This is a genomic window from Qipengyuania gaetbuli (genome assembly GCF_009827315.1).
In the GTDB taxonomy this organism is placed as follows: Bacteria; Pseudomonadota; Alphaproteobacteria; order Sphingomonadales; family Sphingomonadaceae; genus Qipengyuania; species Qipengyuania gaetbuli.
In genome coordinates this window covers 429,795-447,216 of sequence record NZ_WTYF01000004.1, presented here as the reverse complement: position 1 = coordinate 447,216, position 17,422 = coordinate 429,795, and the positions used below count along the sequence as shown (strand labels likewise).

Here is a 17,422-nt window from a genome sequence, read left to right as displayed (position 1 = left end):
TTACTCGCCTGCGGGACGAAGGAGAAACTCGTCATTAGCTTCTGGTAGCGGACGCAGGTCGTTCACATCGCCATGCATTTGCATGACGGCACAGCCATCGACCCGCTTGTCGACGGCCGTGATCATATTGCCGTCCTCATCGGTCGCAGGCCCTCGCTGCAAGGCAGGAAGCCCGCCGGTTTCGCGAACTTCGCGAATAACCCCGCTGCACCGGGCCGATTGAGGCTCGCGCAGATTGAGGATTTGGCCTTCGGGTTCCACGACGCGCGGCAGAGATTGCGCGCTAAGCACCAGTCCGGCTAACGGCAGGCAGGTAAGAGCAAGGTAGTGCATCGGCCTTCCTTTCGCCGCGCAGGATACCGCAAACGAAAAACCTTGGCAAACCTGCGGCTTAGCCCTGCTTGCGGCTCAACTCGCGCATGGCATCGTCAAGACCGTCCAGCGTCAGTGGATACATCCGGTCGTTGACCAGCTGCTTCATGATCTTGGTCGATTGGGAATAACCCCACTGCTTTTCCGGCACCGGGTTCAGCCAGACCGTGGCGGGATAGGTGTTGGTGACCCGCTGCATCCAGACCGCGCCTGCCTCGTCGTTCATGTGCTCGACGCTGCCGCCCGGGTGGGTGATTTCATACGGGCTCATCGCAGCATCGCCGACGAAGACGATCTTGTAGTCGTGGCCGTATTTGTGGAGCACGTCCCAGGTCTTGGTACGCTCCTGCCAGCGACGCTTGTTGTCCTTCCACACACCTTCGTAGAGGCAGTTGTGGAAGTAGAAGAACTCGAGGTTCTTGAACTCGCTCGTCGCGGCGCTGAACAGCTCCTCGGTTACCTTGATGAAGGGGTCCATCGAACCGCCCACGTCTAGGAACAGCAGGAGTTTGACCGCATTGTGCCGTTCGGGCCGCATATGGATGTCGAGCCAGCCCTGCTTTGCCGTACCTTCGATCGTAGCGTCGAGATCGAGCTCGTCCGCCGCTCCTTCGCGGGCGAAACGGCGCAGGCGGCGCAGCGCCATCTTGATGTTGCGGGTGCCCAGTTCCTTGGTGTTGTCGAGGTTCTTGAACTCGCGCTTGTCCCAGACCTTCAGAGCGCGCTTGTGCTTGCTCTCGCCGCCGATCCGCACGCCTTCGGGATTGTAGCCCGAATTGCCGAACGGGCTGGTGCCGCCGGTGCCGATCCACTTGTTGCCGCCCTGATGGCGCTTTTCCTGTTCCTCGAGCCGCTTCTTCAGCGTCTCCATGATCTCGTCCCAGTCGCCCAGCGACTTGATCTTCGCCATCTCTTCCTCGGAGAGGAATTTCTCGGCAACGGCCTTCAGCCAGTCTTCCGGGATGTCGACCGGGTTCTGGCCGTAATCGGACATGATCCCCTTGAAGACGCGGCTGAACACTTGGTCGAAGCGGTCGATCAGGCCTTCGTCCTTCACGAAGGTGGCGCGGGAGAGGTAATAGAACGCCTCGGGCGTCTGCTCGATCACGTCCTTGTCGAGCGCCTCCAGCAGGGTGAGGTGTTCCTTGAAGCTGGCGGGAATGCCCGCGGCCCGAAGCTCGTCGACGAAATTGAAGAACATGCGAGCTTCCTAGCCTGCATCGGCGAGGCGGTGAAAGAGGGAAATCGTGGAAAGCCCTTAACCGGACAATAACCACTTCCGTTTAGATGATCCGCCCAACAGGGACAAAGGGATCGTCAAACATGGAACTCACCGCGATTGATGCTGCGAAGGCGTCGAGCCTCGAATCAATTCCGGAAGCCTGCGGCAAGGTTACGGTCGGTTGCACCGACGTTGCCGGTATCGTGCAGGCTGTGATCGACAGTTCGGGCATCCTGCGCGCAGAGCATGCGGAACTGCAGGGCACCGTCCATGAACTCGAAAAGGACCAGCGCAAAGTCGCCGAGGCGTCCGACGAAGCCCGCCTCCTCTCCGCCCGCGCCATCGAGCGCCTTGGGCAGGGCACCAAGCAGATCCAGTCCTCCCTCAGCCAGATTACCAGCCTGCTCGACCTCGTGGAGACGCTGGCTACGCACGTTACCGGCTTCGCTGCGGCGATGGACCAAGTGAAGCGCTGTTCGCAGGATATCGAGCAGATTGCGGAGACGACCAACATCCTCGCCCTCAACGCCACTATCGAAGCGATGCGTGCGGGCGATGCCGGCCGTACCTTCGCCGTGGTCGCCAACGAGGTGAAGTCGCTCGCCGGTGAAACCCGCAAGGCGACCGACGAGATTTCCGACGTGATCGAAACGCTGGGTGCGGAAGCGGCCACCGTGATCGAACGTATCGAGGCTGGCGCAAGGGCATCAAACGAAGCCAAGACCTCGGTCGCCAGCATCGATTCCACCATTTCCGGCGTGTCGCAGCTGGTCGAGGAAGTCGACCAGCAGAACGATCAGATCGCCCGTGCAACCGGCATGATGACCGAGCATGTCGACCGTGTTTCGTCCGTTATCGAAAGTTTCGACCGCGCCGCCAGCGAGAACGAGCAGCGCCTTGCCACCGCGCATGACCGCATCGAGGAACTGGAGCTGACTGCCAGCGACATGTTCGACAAGCTGGTCAAGGCGGGCCTCTCGCCGGAAGACAGCGCGATGGTCGAACGGGCGCAAGAACACGCCAAGAAGATAGTTGCCCGCGCCGAAGAAGCCATCGCCAATGGCGAACTGACGGCCGAACAGCTGTTCGACCAGAATTATCGTCCGCAGCCGGGTACAAATCCGCAGCTCTACCGCACCGGCCTTAGCGACTGGGCGGATGCCAACTGGCGCCCGATCAACGATGCCGTCGTGGGCGAGGGCGGCCATGTGATCATGTGTTCGCAGGCCGACATGAATGGCTTCCTGCCGACCCACGTCACCGCACATTCGCGCAAGCCCATCGGCGAACTGGCGCACGACACCAAGTATTGCCGCAACGGCCGCATCATCCTCGAAGGCGTGGACCTCGTCGCGAAATCGACCAAGGATCCCTACACCATGGCCGTCTACCGCCAGGAAGGCGATGGTCGGAACTACGTTGTGGTCCGCAATGTTTATGTGCCGGTCTACATCAACGGCCGCCGCTGGGGCGATTTCGAGCTGGCCTACAGCTTCGGCTGATCAATCTCGCCCCCAAGGAAAAAGGGCGCGTTCCGCAAGCGGAGCGCGCCCTTTTCTCGTTCGGTCCTGCCAGTATCAGGGCTGGCGGCGGGCCATGAATGCAAGGCGTTCGAACATCATCACGTCCTGCTCGTTCTTGAGCAGGGCACCATGCAGCGGCGGAATGGCGCTGTTGGGGTTGCTGTCCTGCAGCACTTCCAGCGGCATGTCCTCGTTCAGCAGCAACTTCAGCCAGTCGAGCAGCTCGCTCGTCGAAGGCTTCTTCTTCAGGCCCGGCACGTCGCGCAGTTCGTAGAAGATATCCATCGCCTTGCTGACCAGGTTCTTCTGGATGCCGGGATAGTGGACTTCGATGATGTCGCGCATCGTCTCGCGGTCGGGGAACTTGATGTAATGGAAGAAGCAGCGGCGCAGGAATGCGTCCGGCAATTCCTTTTCGTTGTTCGAGGTGATGACGACGATCGGACGTTCCTTCGCCTCGATCCGCGTGTGCGTTTCGTAGACGTCGAAGCTCATGCGATCGAGTTCCTGCAGCAGGTCGTTCGGAAACTCGATGTCGGCCTTGTCGATTTCGTCGATCAGAAGGACGGGCAGTTCGGGCGAGGTAAACGCCTCCCACAGCTTGCCCTTCTTGATGTAGTTCGAGATGTCATGGACCCGCTCGTCGCCGAGCTGGCCGTCGCGGAGGCGTGCCACCGCGTCATATTCGTAGAGGCCCTGCTGCGCCTTGGTCGTCGACTTGACGTTCCACTCGATCAGCGGCGCATCGAGCGCCTTGGAGATTTCATGGGCGAGCACGGTCTTGCCCGTGCCCGGTTCGCCCTTGACCAGCAGCGGACGGCGCAGCGTGACCGCGGCATTGACGGCGACCTTCAGATCGTCGGTCGCGATATACGAACTGGTGCCTTCGAAACGGGTCTGGTCTGACATCGGTTTTCCCTTGCAACTTTACGTGTGCGTTAGGGGTAAGCGCCGGACCGTGCAAGAGCGGTCCGGCACTCCGGTGCTTACGCCCGGTCGAGCGCGGCGATTTCCCGGTCGAGCTTGCGGGCTGTATGGAGGTTCAGCCAGCCCACGAAGACGAAGAAGGCGGCCGTCGCGACAAACTTGAACCAGACGCCTTCCAGCGCGGCAGCCCACCCCTGAACCTCGGCCACATTGGCCGTGACGCCGAGGTAAAAGCCGACGAGGCCGGGGACGAAGGGCGCGAGATACCATGTCGGAACTCCGCGCAGCAGGTCGCGCTGCCGGACGAGCTGGCTGCGCAAGTGGTCCTTGCAGCTTGCTTCGGGGGAACGTGCCTGCGCGCTGCCGTCGCGATGGAGCTTGCTCACCACGAAGATCGCGGCGGCAACGGTCATGGCGACGGTAGCGGAAAGCGCCCATTCTCCTTCGCCGGCGAAGAACACCGCAAGGGCGCCGAATACCACGACAACCAGTGCACCGGCGGCATATTCCAGCAGGTTTCGGCGACGGATGCTCTTTTCGAACCGAGTGCTGCGTGCCCGGCACGCGCCCGGTTCGCTGAAATTCGCGTCGGAGTTTTCACGGGTCCAGAAGTTGAACGGGGCTTGGGTCATCGGATTATCTCCTGGTGATCGGGGGGGCCGAACTGGTCGGCAAGGGCAGTCTTGAGGCGATGGATGCGGGTGGCGACTGTGCCCGAAGCGAGGCCGGTGACTTCGGAGATATCGCGGGCGCTTTCGCCTTCGAGCCACAGCAGCATGACCTGCGCATCCAGCGTCGGCAGCTGGCGGATCATCTCCTGGGCACGGGCAACCGCGTGGCCTTCCGCGGCAGCACGTTCACCGCTGCCCAGACTCGGCAATTCATCCGTTTCCTCCAGTGACACGGTAGGCCTGCGTCGGCTTTCGCGAAGGCGGTGTTCGGCAGCCACGTTGTGAGCCACGCGGTACACCCAGGTCTTGAGCGCACATTGTCCTTCGAACCGGGCGAAACTGCGGAAGAGCTCGCAGTGGATGTCCTGTTCCAGGTCGCGTGCCTTGTCGCCATCGCGCTCCATCGCGCGGGCGAGGCGGGCGATTGCCGGGGCGAATTGCGCCCCTGCCTCGCGATAGTATGCGTGTTGCTTTTCCTCGGTCATGTATCCTTAGTCCGCCCCCGCGCGTATTTCTTACACGCCCACCGAAAAAAAAGCGCCAGTTGAAGGAGCACCGATGCCGACCGAGAACCTGACCATCGCCACGCAGGCAGGGCATGAATTGACCGGCTCGCTCGAGCTTCCCACCGGCCTCGTGCGCGGTGCGGCGCTGTTTGCGCACTGCTTCACTTGCACCAAGCAGAGCAAAGCAGCGGTGGCCGTCGCCCGCGCGCTGGCGAGCGAAGGGATTGCTACGCTTCGGTTCGATTTCACCGGCCTCGGCGGTAGCGGCGGGGACTTCGGGCGCGCGGGTTTTGCGGCTGACGTTTCCGACTTGGTCGAGGCGGCAGACCAGCTTATCGAGCGCTTCGCGCGGCCGATCTTGTTAGTCGGGCACAGCCTCGGCGGGGCGGCCGTTCTGGCGGCAGCGGACGAGATCGGCTTTGACCGGATTGCCGCGATTGCGACCATCGGTGCCCCGTCCGACGTTCCCCATGTCCTGGGCAATATCGACGGCGACATCGATGCGATCCGCGAGCAGGGGGAAGGAGCGGTGCGCATCGGCGGACGCGAGTTTACTCTGGGGCGCGAATTCATCGAAAAGGTGGAGAATGTGGACCTGCTTGCCGAGGTCGCCCGGCTGCGAAAGCCGCTGCTCTTCCTCCATTCGCCCACCGATGCGGTCGTCGGGATCGAGCATGCGAGCGCGCTCTTCCAAGCCGCCAAACATCCAAAGAGCTTCGTAAGTCTGGAAGGCGCAAACCACCTATTGCTGGACGAGGAGGATGCCCGCTTTGCCGCCAGCGTCATCGCTGCCTGGGCCCATCGATACATGCCCTTGTCCGCCGATTGGCCCATGCCGGAAGAAGGGATCGTTGCCTGCACCGGCCACGGCAAGTTCGGTACCGAGGTCCACACCGTCTCGCACCAGTTCATCGCCGACGAACCCAAGAGTTATGGCGGGGACGACGGCGGGCCGACGCCTTACGACCTGCTCAATGCCGCGCTGGGCACATGCACGGCCATGACGATGAAGATGTACGCCGACCGCAAGGGCTGGCCGCTGGAAGGCGTTCGAGTTCATGTGACGCACGAACGCGATCACATGAAGACCTGTTCGCATGCGGAGGCCATGGAGGAAGGCACGCAGTTGCAGGCACTCAACCGCAGCATCACGATACGCGGAGACGATCTGAACGATGAGCAGCGTTCGAAGCTGATGGAAATCGCCGACAAGTGCCCGGTGCACCGCACGCTGGAGGGCGAGCTGCACATTCATACACGGGCTGGCGAATAGGCGGCCTAGCTGGCTAGTCCGAGCGCGGTAATCCCGAGGAAGAAAGCGAGCATCGCGAACGTTGCCGCTTTCCATACACCGCTGGCGACGGACATTCCTCGCTCCCAGGTGTGATGCCAGATCAGGCCTGTCGTGAGCAATGCCCAGGCCAGCACCACGAGCGGCGATAGGCCGAGCAAGCCCAGTCCGAGAAAAACGACCACCGGTTGCGTGATGACCTGGAGCAGGAGAGCTCCGGCAAACCAGACGATGGGAATCGGCCGGTAATGCGTGTCCGAAGCATACCAGTCGGGCAGGGCAGTGTCGGCCCGGGCGATGCGCCGGTCGCCAGCCATGATGTCGCCCTCTTCGGGCTCGTCGAAATCTTCGATGTCCTCGCCCTGAGGATCAGGCATCGATCATTTCACGGTCGAATTCGCCGGCATTGTTCTGGATGAAATTAAACCGGTGTTCCGGGTTGCGGCCCATGAGCTGGTCGACCAGTTCCTTTACCACGGCGCGCTGTTCGAATTCCTGCGGAAGGGTGATGCGGATCAGGCTGCGGCTTTCGGGATCCATGGTGGTTTCCCGAAGCTGTTGCGGGTTCATCTCGCCTAGGCCCTTGAAGCGGCCGACCTCGACCTTCTTGCCCTTGAAGACCGTCTCTTCCAGCTCCTTGCGGTGCGCGTCGTCGCGGGCGTAGCGGCTCTCCTTGCCGGACGTCAGGCGATAGAGCGGGGGCTGGGCGAGGTAGAGGTGCCCGTTCCGGACCACTTCCGGCATTTCCTGGAAGAAGAAGGTCATCAAAAGCGTCGCGATATGCGCGCCGTCCACGTCCGCGTCGGTCATGATGATGATGCGGTCGTAACGCAGGTTTTCGGGATCGCAGTCCTTGCGCGTCCCGCAACCCATGGCGAGCACGAGGTCCGCGATTTCGCTGTTCGCGCGGATCTTGTCGGCGGTGGCCGATGCAACGTTCAGGATCTTGCCGCGGATGGGCAGGATTGCCTGTGTCTTGCGGTTGCGCGCCTGCTTGGCGCTGCCGCCTGCGCTGTCGCCTTCGACGATGAACAGTTCCGTGTCACCATCGCCTTCGCCCGAACAATCGGTGAGCTTGCCCGGCAGTCGCAGCTTCTTCGCGTTGGTCGCGGTCTTGCGCTTGATCTCGCGCTCGGCCTTGCGGCGCAGGCGCTCGTCCATGCGCTCCATGACCTGTCCAAGCAGCGCCTTGCCCCGGTCCATATTGTCCGAGAGGAAGTGGTCGAAGTGGTCGCGGACCGCGTTTTCGACGTAGCGCGCGGCTTCGGGGCTGGTCAGGCGGTCCTTGGTCTGGCTCTGGAACTGCGGGTCGCGGATGAAGACGCTGAGCATGATCTCGGCCCCGTTCATCACGTCGTCCGCGCTGATGTCCTTTGCCTTCTTCACGCCGGTCAGTTCGCCGAATGCACGCAGGCCCTTGGTCAGCGCCGCGCGCAGGCCCTGTTCGTGCGTACCGCCATCGGGCGTCGGCACAGTGTTACAGTACCAGCTGAACGAACCGTCGGAGAACAGCGGCCATGCGATTGCCCATTCCACGCGGCCCTGATCGTCGGGGAAATCCTGGCTGCCCGCGAAAGGCTGGGTGGTGACGCATTCGCGCCCCCCGATCTGTTCGGCGAGATGGTCGGCCAGGCCGCCGGGGAACTTGAAGACTGCCTCTGCAGGAACGTCGTCGCTTGCCAGGCTATCCGCGCAGCGCCAGCGGATTTCCACGCCGGCGAAGAGATAGGCCTTGGAGCGCGCCAGCTTGAACAACCGTTTGGGATTGAACTTGCGGTCGCCGAAAATCTCGGTGTCGGGGATGAAGGTGACAGTGGTGCCGCGCCGATTGGGTGTGGAACCGAGTTCCTCGATCTTGCCGACCGGATGCCCCTTGGAGAATTCCTGCGCGTAAAGCTGTTTGTCGCGGGCCACCTCGACCCGCGTCAGGCTCGACAATGCGTTCACGACGGAGACGCCGACCCCGTGAAGGCCGCCGCTGGTGGCGTAGGCCTTGCCCGAGAACTTGCCGCCCGAGTGCAGCGTCGTGAGGATAACCTCGAGGGTGGACTTGCCCGGATATTTCGGATGCTCCCCAACCGGAATCCCGCGTCCGTTGTCGCTGATCGTGACCCGGTTGCCTTCGTCGAGCCGCATCTCGATGCGCGTGGCATGGCCCGCGACGGCTTCGTCCATGGCGTTGTCGAGCACTTCGGCCACGAGGTGGTGAAGGGCGCGGTCATCCGTGCCGCCGATATACATGCCCGGGCGGCGGCGCACCGGTTCGAGGCCTTCCAAGACCTCGATGGAGGATGCGTCATAGTCGCCGCTCGAAGTGGGCGTATTCTCGAAAAGATCGTCGGACATGGTGGTGGCTATATCGCGCGCGAATCCGCCCGCACAAGCGCCCCGCGTACGTTATCCGCCTGTCAGAAGCCTGTCGGTGCTGCCGATACCGTCGTGAAGCTGCCACCCTGGACCTTGCGGACTTCCATCGCCCGTTCGACCACGCCGTTGCGCCTGAAACGGAAGGGACCGTCCATGCCGTCGAAGCCGCCGTCCTGGAGCAGCACGTTGACGGGGAAGGGCTGTCCCACCTTCCACTCGCGCGCTGCGCGCAGGGTTAGCAGAACGCCGTCATAGCCCAGTGTCGCGATCCGGTAAGGCTGACCTCCGAACCGCGCCTGGTACGAGGTGACGAAATCGGGATAGCGCTTGTCCGTGACTGCCGAGAACAGGGCGCCCGACAGGGCCGGGGAGTCCAGCAACGCACTCTCACCCGCCCAGCGTTCGGTGCCCAGAAGACGGACCGATGATCCTGCCACGGCTTCCGCGCCCCGGATCGAGGGGGTGCCGCCATCAGCGATCAGCACCGTATCGAAGCCGCCCTTGGCCTTCAGGCGGCCGCCGGCGCTGACCACCGAGGTATTCGAACGCGCATATCGCTCGGTTGCGACAAGCGTTCCGCCATAGCTTGCAAGGGCGCTTTGCATGGCCGCTTCGGCCCGGCGTCCGTAGTCACTGTCGGGCGCGAGCACGGCGAAATTGCGCGCACCGATCGAGCGCGCGTATTCGACGCCCCGGTCCACCGATTGTTCGGGAATGTGGCCCATGACGAAAACGCCGGGGGCCGCGACCGAAGTGTCGTTGGAAAAGCTGATGATCGGCACGCCGGAATTGGCGACCACACCGCGGACCACGGCTGCATTGCTGCCGAGCAGCGGGCCAAGGATCAGCTTGTTTCCATCCGCCAGCGCTTGCCGCGCGGCTGCCTGTGCGCCGCGGGAGGTGTCGTAAGTCGTGATCCGGAGGTTGTCGGCATTGGTGTCGAGGATCGCCATCGTCGTTGCGTTGGCGATGGACTGGCCGACCTCTCCGTTCTCTCCCGACAGCGGCACCAGCAATGCGACGCGGTGGCGTTTGGAATCTTGGGGCAGGGCAGTCGCGCTCGGCTCGGGCGTCGGCGTGTGGGTGGTCGGCTGGCCGCTTTTGGGAATGATCGAGCAGCCTCCGAGCAGCACGGCACCCGTCGCCATGATGAGGTTTCGCCGGTTAATAAATGCCAATGCCATGCTTGCCGCGTCCCTTGTCGGTGTTCATGAAGGGGTGTGAGCGATCCCGCCCCCCAGACTTCCGACCAGAGCCTTACACCGGGGCTCTACCTTGTTGCCACCCCCATCGGGAATTTGGGCGACATCACCGTGCGGGCCGTGGACATACTGTCACGCTGCGACGGCGTCGCCTGCGAGGACACCCGCGTCACCGGCAAGCTGTTGAAGCACCTCGGTATCTCGAAGCCGCTGTGGCGCTACGACGACCATAGCGAACACCGCGACCGCTCGCGCCTGCTGGACTCGATGCGCAGTCGCGCCGTGGCACTCGTCAGTGATGCCGGAACGCCGATGGTGAGCGATCCGGGCTACAGGCTAGTCAACGATTGCCGCGAGCAAGGTATTCCCGTGACCAGCATCCCGGGTCCATGTGCAGCCGTGGTGGGATTGACGCTGTCAGGCCTGCCCAACGACAGGTTCCTGTTCGCCGGTTTCCTACCTACGAAGGATAAGGCACGCCGCGAGATGCTGGCCGAAATGGCAGCCATCGATGCAACGCTGATCCTCTACGAAACCGCGCCGCGCCTGCTCAAGTCGCTCGCCGCGATCGAGGATATGATGCCGAAGCGCGAAATCGCCGTCGCGCGCGAGTTGACCAAGCTCCACGAGGAGTGCCGTCGCGGCTTCTCCGCCGGACTGATGGCCTATTACGACGCCAATCCCCCCAAGGGCGAGATCGTCCTGCTGATCGGACCCCCGGAAGCGCAGCAAGCCAATGAAGCAGATGCCGACGACATGCTGATCGAGGCGCTGGCCACGATGAAGCCCTCTCAAGCGGCAGGTCATGTGGCAAAGGCGACGGGGCTCGACCGCAAGGCGCTTTACGCAAGGGCGATGGACCTCAAGCCGGGATGAAACGGCAGATTGCCGAGAAAAGCGGTCGCGATGCAGAGACGAGGGCGGGCCTGTGGCTGAGGGCTAAGGGCTGGCGCATCCTCGACACGCGCGTGAAGACGCCTGCCGGCGAAATCGACTTGGTGGCGAAACGCGGCGCGACGATTGCCTTCGTCGAAGTGAAATGGCGTGCGCGCCGCGATGACCTCGACCTCGCCATCGACGAACGGCGCCTTGCCCGTGTTGCGGCGGCAGTCGAAGCGGTCGCCCATCGCTATGCCACGCAAGGTGAGGATATCCGCATCGACGTCATCCTCCTTGCGCCCGGCGCATTCCCTCGCCACATCGCCAATGCCTGGCAACCCTGAAGGATAATCCATGCCCTTACGCGTAGCCGTCCAGATGGACCCACTCGAAAGCATCAATATCGCGGGCGACAGCAGCTTTGCCCTGATGCTGGCTGCGCAGGAGCGCGGACACGAGGTCTGGCATTACGACGTCACTACGCTGGCTTATGAAAGCGACGGCACGCCTGCGGGGCGCATCACGGCCCATGCCGCGCCGGTGACGGTCCAGCGCGTGGCTGGCGACCATTTCAAGGCAGGTGAACGGCGCCGTATCGACCTTGCGCGGGACATCGACGTGGTACTGATGCGGCAGGATCCGCCGTTCCACCTTGGCTATATCAGCTCGGCCCTGCTGCTCGACCGGCTTAAAGGCACGACGCTGGTCGTCAACGACCCGCGCGAAGTCGTGAACGCGCCCGAAAAGATGTTCGTGCTCGATTACGCCCGCTTCATGCCGCCGACGCTGGTTGCGCGAAAGCTGGAGGACATTCGCGAGTTCCAGAAGAAGCACGGCTCGGTCGTAGTTAAGCCGCTGCATGGCAATGGCGGAAAGGCGATCTTCCGGATCGATGCGGATGGCACCAACCTTTCCGCTCTGAGCGAGGTGTTCAACCAGACCTGGCCCGAACCGCATATGGTCCAGCCCTTCCTTCCCGAGGTGGCCGAAGGCGACAAGCGTATCGTCCTAATCGACGGAGAATTCACAGGCGCAATCAATCGCTTCCCTGGCGAAGGTGAGTTCCGTTCGAACCTTGCGCAGGGCGGTTATGCCGAAGCGACGACATTGACCGAGCGCGAGGAAGAGATTTGCGCGGCCATGGGCCCCGAACTCAAGCGGCGCGGGCTCGTGTTCGTCGGCATCGACGTCATCGGCGGCAGGTACCTGACCGAAATCAACGTCACCTCGCCCACGGGGATCGTGGCCATCGACAAGTTCAACGGCACCGATACGCCGGCCCTCATATGGGACGCGATCGAGCGCCGCCACGCGGCAATGTAATCAGTCGCGGTCGCGCGGATGGGCGTTGCGATAGGTGTCGAGCAGGCTGGCCGCATCGACTTTCGTATAGATTTGCGTTGACCCCAAGCTCGCATGGCCGAGCAATTCCTGCAGGCTGCGTAAATCCGCACCTGCGCCAAGCAGATGGGTGGCAAAACTGTGCCGCAAGGCGTGGGGCGTGGCCGTGTCGGGCAAGCCGAGCGCGCGGCGGGCCCGCGCAGTCGCTTTCTGGACCACTCCTTGCGATAGCGGACCGCCCTTCGCGCCGCGGAAGACCGGATCTTCGCGCCGGGTCGGCCACGGATTAAGGTGGCAATATTCCTCCACCGCCTCGCGCACGATCGGCAGGATCGGCACCACGCGTTGTTTCGAGCCCTTGCCGGTTACGGTCAGGCGCTCTCCGAGCGGCAGGTCTACCCCGGTCAGGGAAAGCGCCTCCGAAATGCGCAAGCCCGCTCCGTAAAGTAGTAGCAAGACCGCCCGGTCGCGTGCGCCGATCCATTCTTCAGCAGCCAGCGCATCAACGGTTTCGGCCAACCCTTGCGCGTCATCGGGCGACACCGGGCGGGGCAGGCCCTTCTTCAAGCGCGGCCCGCGAAGTCGCGGGGGCTGCGTGACGTCATGCCCGGCTTGTGCCTTGGCAAAGGCGATGAAGCCCTTCAGCGCGGACAGCTCCCGCGCCGCCGATGCGTTCGCCAGCCCGTCGCTGCGCCGCGACGCTAGGTGTGCCCTGACTTCCTGCGCCGACAAGGCCGCCACATCCTCGAAAGTTTCGAGGTTCAGGTGCACCATCAGTCTCCGGGCGGCAGCTGTATAGGCACGAACCGTGTGTGCCGAGCGTCGCTGGGCGAGGGAAAGGTGGCTCTGCCACGCCTCGAGGCATTCGGGGCTGCTCACCCCTCGACCAGTTCCGCAGGAACAAGCTCGCCGAGCAGGGCATCGAGCAGCGGCATTCCGGCCTCGGTGACGCCAATCCGCTCGTCCTCCGACCATGCGAGGCCTAGGCCGCGATAGAGCGCCAGCTTGGCGTCATCGACGAGCTCTTCCTTCGCGACGTCGAAGCGGCGGGACATTTCGGCAAGGTCGACGCCTTCGTTGAGGCGCAAACCCATCATCAGGGCTTCGGAGGCCTGTTCTCGCAAGGTCAGTGTGCGCGCTTCTACGATGCCGTCACCCTGCGCCTCCGCCGCGGCGAGGTAATTTTCCGGTTTCTTGTGCCGCGTAGTCGCTACACCGCCACGCCTTCCGTGCGCACCGGGACCGATCCCGCAATAGTCCTGGTATCGCCAATATGTGAGGTTGTGCCGGCTTTCCTGGCCCGGCCGTGCGTGATTGCTTATCTCGTATGCCGGAAGGCCAGCAGCAGTAGTCATCTCGCGGGTCAGGGCGAACAGGTCGGCTGCGGGGTCGTCTTCCAGCGGCGTGAACATGCCCCGCCGCACGTCGGTGGCGAAGCGCGTCGTGGGCTCGATCGTCAGCTGGTAGAGCGAGAGATGGTCGGTCCCGAGTGCCAGCGCCTGCGCCAGTTCTTGTTCCCAGTCACCCATCGACTGGCCGGGCCGGGCATAGATGAGATCGATAGAAACCCGCTGGAAATGGCTCTGCGCAGTCTCCAGCGCGTCGAGCGCTTCCTGCGCGCCGTGCAGCCTGCCCAGAAAACGGAGCGTTTCGTCGCGCAATGACTGAACGCCCAGCGATACGCGGTTCACTCCGGCGCTCGCCAAAGAGGCGAAATTCGCCGCTTCGACGGACGACGGATTGCCTTCCAGCGTGATCTCGATCCCGTCCTCAAAGCCCCACAAATGCTCCGCTTCCTCGAGCAGGCGTCCCACCAGTGCAGGAGGCATCAGGGATGGAGTTCCCCCGCCAAAAAAGATACTTGCGAGCCGTTCCTGCGATCCGACCTCACCTCCTTCGCGGCACATGTCGGCGAGCAGTGCCGCTTCCCACGCGGCCATGTCTGTCCGTTCGCGCACATGGCTGTTGAAGTCGCAATAGGGGCACTTTGCGAGGCAGAAGGGCCAGTGGATGTAGAGGGCTTTGGCCAAGTTTGCCTTCATTGATCTTTAAGGTGCGCGCTGTTTAATCGCGGGCAATGGACGGGTCGAAACTTCTTGCTGCCGTACTGGCATCTCTCGGAATGCTCTGTGCCACGGGTGCGAGCGTTGCTGCAAGCGCGCGCAGTGCCTCGGGACTGCCCCAAGCGCGATATGACAACCGGATGAGCGACCGCCAGGCGTCGCACATCCTTGCGCTCCACAACCGCGAGCGCGAGGCTCTGGGTCTGCCGAAGCTCAAATGGAACCGCGCGCTGGAACGCGAGGCCAAGCATTGGGGGCACGAGCTTGCCAGGATGGGCAGGCTCCAGCACGCCGACAATGCCGTGCGTAACGGCACGGGCGAGAACCTGTGGATGGGTACTGCCGGACAATGGCCGGTCGAAACCATGGTCAACATGTTCATCGACGAAAAGCGCCACTACCGGCACGGCAACTTCCCCGAAATCTCGCGCACCGGCAAATGGGCGGACGTTGCCCACTACACGCAGGTTATCTGGCGTGACACGCAGGAAGTCGGTTGTTCGGTCGTGAACGACCACGGATGGGACGTGCTGGTGTGCCGGTACTGGCCCGCTGGCAATGTCTGGGGCCGTAAAGCCTACTAGGCGTATTGTTCGGCGACGAGCTTGGCAAAGGCATCGGCGCGGTGGCTGATGCGGTGCTTCTCTTCCGGATCGATCTCCGCGAAAGTCTGCTCCATGCCCTGCGGCACGAACACGGGGTCGTAGCCGAAGCCCAACGTGCCGCGCGGAGGCCAAGTGAAGGTGCCTGGCGCAGTGCCTTCGTAAACCGCCATCTCGCCATCGGGCCATGCGATCGCCAGCACGCAGTGAAATGCGCAGGAACGGTCCACACCGTTGCCCTTCTGCTGGAGCATCCCTTCGACCTTGCCCATCGCCATGTACCAGTCGCGGCCCGGATCGCCTTCAAACCACTGCCGTTCGGCCCAGTCGGCGGTGTAGACACCAGGGCGGCCGTCCAGAGCCTCGACTGACAACCCGCTATCGTCGGCAAGCGCAGGAAGGCCCGAAGCCTCTGCTGCAGCACGCGCCTTCAACAAGGCGTTCTGGACGAAGGTCGTGCCGGTTTCGGCCGGTTCGGGCAGGCCCAGCGATCCCGCCGAGATGCACTTCACGCCATAGGGCGCGAGAAGGGAGGAAATCTCCTTCAGCTTGCCCGCATTATGCGTGGCAATCACGAGGCTTCCTGAACCGAGCCGGCGGGTCACTTGCGGGTCGCCTCGTCCTGGGCACGAAAGACTTGGGCGCAGCCCATCTGGGCCAAGCGCAGAAGGCGCAGGAACGCTTCCTCATCATACGGTGCACCTTCGGCAGTCGCTTGTGCCTCGGCGATTTTGCCGCCTTCGATCAGCACGAAGTTCGCATCGGCATCGGCCGAACTGTCTTCGGGGTAATCGAGGTCGAGCACCGGCGTGCCGTTGTAGATGCCGCAGGAAATCGCGGCGACCTTGGCGCTGATCGGGTCCTCGACGATGTCGCCGCTTTTCATCAGGCCGTCCACGGCCAGGCGCAGCGCAACCCATGCACCGGAAATCGACGCCGTGCGCGTGCCGCCATCGGCCTGGATTACGTCGCAATCGAGCGTGATCTGGCGTTCACCGAGCTTTCGCAGGTCCACGACAGCGCGCAAACTGCGCCCGATAAGACGCTGGATTTCCTGCGTTCTTCCGCTCTGCTTGCCCTTGGCCGCCTCACGCTGGCCGCGAGTGTGGGTAGCACGCGGGAGCATCGAGTATTCGCCCGTGACCCAGCCTTCGCCCTTGCCACGCATCCAAGGCGGCACGTTGCGTTCCACGCTGGCGGTGCACAGCACCTTCGTTTCACCGAAACTGATGAGGCAACTGCCTTCTGCGTGCTTGGTGTAGCCGGTTTCGATGGTGATGGCGCGCATCTCGTCGGGCGCGCGTCCGGAAGGTCGCATCTGTGTCTCCAATGCAGTCGAATCTCGTGCACGGCTTTGGCGCAAGCCCCTTGAGGCCGCAAGGGGAGCGGCTAGATAGGGGGGTATGAACGGCCCTCCGCTCACCGACCTGTCCGACCGCGCCCGCGAAATCTTCCGCCTCGTGGTCGAAGGCTATCTCGACACCGGCACGCCGGTCGGGTCGAAGGCGCTTGCGGGCGAGGGCGGGGTGAACCTTTCTCCGGCCTCGATCCGCTCGGTGCTGGCGGAGCTCGAACATCGCGGCCTGCTCGCGGCCCCGCACACCAGCGCGGGACGGATGCCGACCGAAAGCGGCCTGCGCCTGTTCGTGGACGCGATGATGCAGGTGGCCGAGCCGACACGGGAAGAACGTGCCGCGATCGAGCAGCGCCTTGGCGAACCCGGCCCGATCGAACGCGCGCTGGAGGAAACCAGCGCTCTCCTGTCCGATCTTTCCGGGGCAGCAGGCATGGTCATGGTCCCCCGCCGCGAACCGCGCCTGTCGCAAATATCGCTCACACCGCTCAATGCGAACCGCGTGCTGGCTGTGCTGGTGGGCGAGGACGGGCATGTGGAGAACCGTATTCTCGCGGTGCCGTCCGGCGCGCTCGGCGTTTCGCTGGAGCAAGCGAGCAATTACCTAACTGCCCGCAGCGCAGGCCGCACGCTGGCCGAGGCAGCACGAATGGTGGAGCAGGAGATCGCGAGCGGCCACAGCGCGCTCGACGAGGCGAGCCGCGATCTCGTTGCGCGCGGACTTGCCACCTGGACACAGGACACCGCCGACAGGCCCGTCCTGATTGTGCGGGGACAGGCGAACCTGCTCGACGAGACTGCCCTGTCCGACATCGAGCGGGTGCGCTCGCTCCTCGACGACCTCGAAAACAAGCAATCGGTGGCGGCCCTGCTGGAAAATGCGCGCGAAGCCGAAGCCTTGCGAATTTTCATCGGCAGCGAGAACCGCCTGTTCTCGCTTTCCGGTTCCTCCGTTATCGCCGCGCCCTACCGCGACCGCGACGGAAAGGTGGTCGGCGTGCTGGGCGTGATCGGCCCGACTCGGTTGAATTACGCGCGCGTCGTCCCCATGGTGGATTTCACGGCCCGATCATTGGGCAAGAGAATTGGCTGACAGGGTTAT

At 63.3% G+C, this 17,422-nt stretch carries 19 protein-coding genes; 7 read left to right on the top strand and 12 right to left on the bottom strand.

What is annotated here, in order from left to right:
- Both GRI42_RS04485 and GRI42_RS04480 read right to left on the bottom strand, forming a co-directional pair.
- Nucleotides 1–333, bottom strand: coding sequence for a hypothetical protein (locus tag GRI42_RS04485; protein WP_160607145.1), 333 nt, complete (start codon nucleotides 331–333; stop codon nucleotides 1–3).
- A 58-nt stretch (nucleotides 334–391) separates the two neighbouring features.
- Entirely contained in the window at nucleotides 392–1,573 is a 1,182-nt protein-coding gene (locus GRI42_RS04480) for a vWA domain-containing protein (RefSeq protein ID WP_160607144.1), read from the bottom strand.
- Nucleotides 1,574–1,695: 122 nt separating this feature from the next.
- Between GRI42_RS04480 and GRI42_RS04475 the strand changes: the two genes are divergently transcribed.
- The gene (locus tag GRI42_RS04475) at nucleotides 1,696–3,096 is read left to right on the top strand and encodes a methyl-accepting chemotaxis protein (RefSeq protein WP_160607143.1); all 1,401 of its coding nucleotides are present in this window, start codon (nucleotides 1,696–1,698) and stop codon (nucleotides 3,094–3,096) included.
- Between the two features lie 75 nt (nucleotides 3,097–3,171).
- Here GRI42_RS04475 and GRI42_RS04470 read toward each other — a convergent pair whose 3' ends face one another.
- The 3 genes from GRI42_RS04470 to GRI42_RS04460 form a co-directional block, all read right to left on the bottom strand.
- The gene (locus tag GRI42_RS04470) at nucleotides 3,172–4,026 is read right to left on the bottom strand and encodes an AAA family ATPase (protein WP_160607142.1); all 855 of its coding nucleotides are present in this window, start codon (nucleotides 4,024–4,026) and stop codon (nucleotides 3,172–3,174) included.
- A gap of 77 nt (nucleotides 4,027–4,103) precedes the next feature.
- Nucleotides 4,104–4,676 (bottom strand): hypothetical protein, encoded by a 573-nt coding sequence (locus GRI42_RS04465; protein WP_160607141.1) that lies wholly within the window; start codon nucleotides 4,674–4,676, stop codon nucleotides 4,104–4,106.
- A complete protein-coding gene (locus tag GRI42_RS04460) occupies nucleotides 4,673–5,200 on the bottom strand; it encodes an RNA polymerase sigma factor (RefSeq protein ID WP_160607140.1) in 528 nt (175 codons plus the stop codon). Before GRI42_RS04460 ends, GRI42_RS04465 begins: the two co-directional genes overlap by 4 nt.
- A 73-nt stretch (nucleotides 5,201–5,273) precedes the next feature.
- Between GRI42_RS04460 and GRI42_RS04455 the strand changes: the two genes are divergently transcribed.
- Complete coding sequence (locus tag GRI42_RS04455; RefSeq protein WP_160607139.1) at nucleotides 5,274–6,494, top strand: bifunctional alpha/beta hydrolase/OsmC family protein; 1,221 nt, start codon at nucleotides 5,274–5,276, stop codon at nucleotides 6,492–6,494.
- 5 nt (nucleotides 6,495–6,499) lie between these two features.
- Here GRI42_RS04455 and GRI42_RS04450 read toward each other — a convergent pair whose 3' ends face one another.
- The 3 genes from GRI42_RS04450 to GRI42_RS04440 form a co-directional block, all read right to left on the bottom strand.
- Nucleotides 6,500–6,889 carry a hypothetical protein gene (locus GRI42_RS04450; RefSeq protein ID WP_160607138.1) on the bottom strand — a complete coding sequence of 130 codons (390 nt, stop codon included), beginning with the start codon at nucleotides 6,887–6,889 and terminating at the stop codon, nucleotides 6,500–6,502.
- A complete protein-coding gene (gene parE, locus GRI42_RS04445) occupies nucleotides 6,882–8,858 on the bottom strand; it encodes a DNA topoisomerase IV subunit B (protein WP_160607137.1) in 1,977 nt (658 codons plus the stop codon). The genes GRI42_RS04450 and parE overlap by 8 nt, the downstream gene beginning before the upstream one ends.
- 62 nt (nucleotides 8,859–8,920) lie before the next feature.
- A complete protein-coding gene (locus GRI42_RS04440) occupies nucleotides 8,921–10,027 on the bottom strand; it encodes a penicillin-binding protein activator (protein ID WP_234033832.1) in 1,107 nt (368 codons plus the stop codon).
- A gap of 72 nt (nucleotides 10,028–10,099) precedes the next feature.
- Here GRI42_RS04440 and rsmI point away from each other — a divergent pair, with 72 nt between their 5' ends.
- The 3 genes from rsmI to gshB are packed head-to-tail and all read left to right on the top strand — an operon-like array spanning nucleotide 10,100 to nucleotide 12,283.
- Nucleotides 10,100–10,957, top strand: coding sequence for a 16S rRNA (cytidine(1402)-2'-O)-methyltransferase (rsmI, locus tag GRI42_RS04435; protein WP_160607135.1), 858 nt, complete (start codon nucleotides 10,100–10,102; stop codon nucleotides 10,955–10,957).
- A complete protein-coding gene (locus GRI42_RS04430; protein WP_160607134.1) occupies nucleotides 10,954–11,304 on the top strand; it encodes a YraN family protein in 351 nt (116 codons plus the stop codon). The genes rsmI and GRI42_RS04430 overlap by 4 nt, the downstream gene beginning before the upstream one ends.
- Before the next feature lie 10 nt (nucleotides 11,305–11,314).
- On the top strand, nucleotides 11,315–12,283 hold the full coding sequence (gshB, locus tag GRI42_RS04425) for a glutathione synthase (RefSeq protein WP_160607133.1): 969 nt from the start codon (nucleotides 11,315–11,317) through the stop codon (nucleotides 12,281–12,283).
- Here gshB and GRI42_RS04420 read toward each other — a convergent pair whose 3' ends face one another.
- A complete protein-coding gene (locus GRI42_RS04420) occupies nucleotides 12,284–13,180 on the bottom strand; it encodes a tyrosine recombinase XerC (RefSeq protein ID WP_325065299.1) in 897 nt (298 codons plus the stop codon).
- A complete protein-coding gene (gene hemW / locus GRI42_RS04415; protein ID WP_160609077.1) occupies nucleotides 13,177–14,331 on the bottom strand; it encodes a radical SAM family heme chaperone HemW in 1,155 nt (384 codons plus the stop codon). The genes GRI42_RS04420 and hemW overlap by 4 nt, the downstream gene beginning before the upstream one ends.
- Nucleotides 14,332–14,504: 173 nt before the next feature.
- Between hemW and GRI42_RS04410 the strand changes: the two genes are divergently transcribed.
- On the top strand, nucleotides 14,505–14,948 hold the full coding sequence (locus GRI42_RS04410) for a CAP domain-containing protein (RefSeq protein WP_234033830.1): 444 nt from the start codon (nucleotides 14,505–14,507) through the stop codon (nucleotides 14,946–14,948).
- On the opposite strand, the gene rdgB is transcribed toward GRI42_RS04410, so the two are convergent.
- Together rdgB and rph are read right to left on the bottom strand one after the other, a co-directional pair.
- Complete coding sequence (rdgB, locus tag GRI42_RS04405) at nucleotides 14,945–15,571, bottom strand: RdgB/HAM1 family non-canonical purine NTP pyrophosphatase (protein WP_160607130.1); 627 nt, start codon at nucleotides 15,569–15,571, stop codon at nucleotides 14,945–14,947. The genes GRI42_RS04410 and rdgB overlap by 4 nt on opposite strands.
- A complete protein-coding gene (gene rph, locus GRI42_RS04400) occupies nucleotides 15,568–16,284 on the bottom strand; it encodes a ribonuclease PH (RefSeq protein WP_160609076.1) in 717 nt (238 codons plus the stop codon). Before rph ends, rdgB begins: the two co-directional genes overlap by 4 nt.
- An 85-nt stretch (nucleotides 16,285–16,369) precedes the next feature.
- On the opposite strand from rph, the gene hrcA reads away from it, so the two are divergent.
- Nucleotides 16,370–17,413, top strand: coding sequence for a heat-inducible transcriptional repressor HrcA (hrcA, locus tag GRI42_RS04395; RefSeq protein ID WP_160607129.1), 1,044 nt, complete (start codon nucleotides 16,370–16,372; stop codon nucleotides 17,411–17,413).
- Nucleotides 17,414–17,422: the final 9 nt, after the last annotated feature.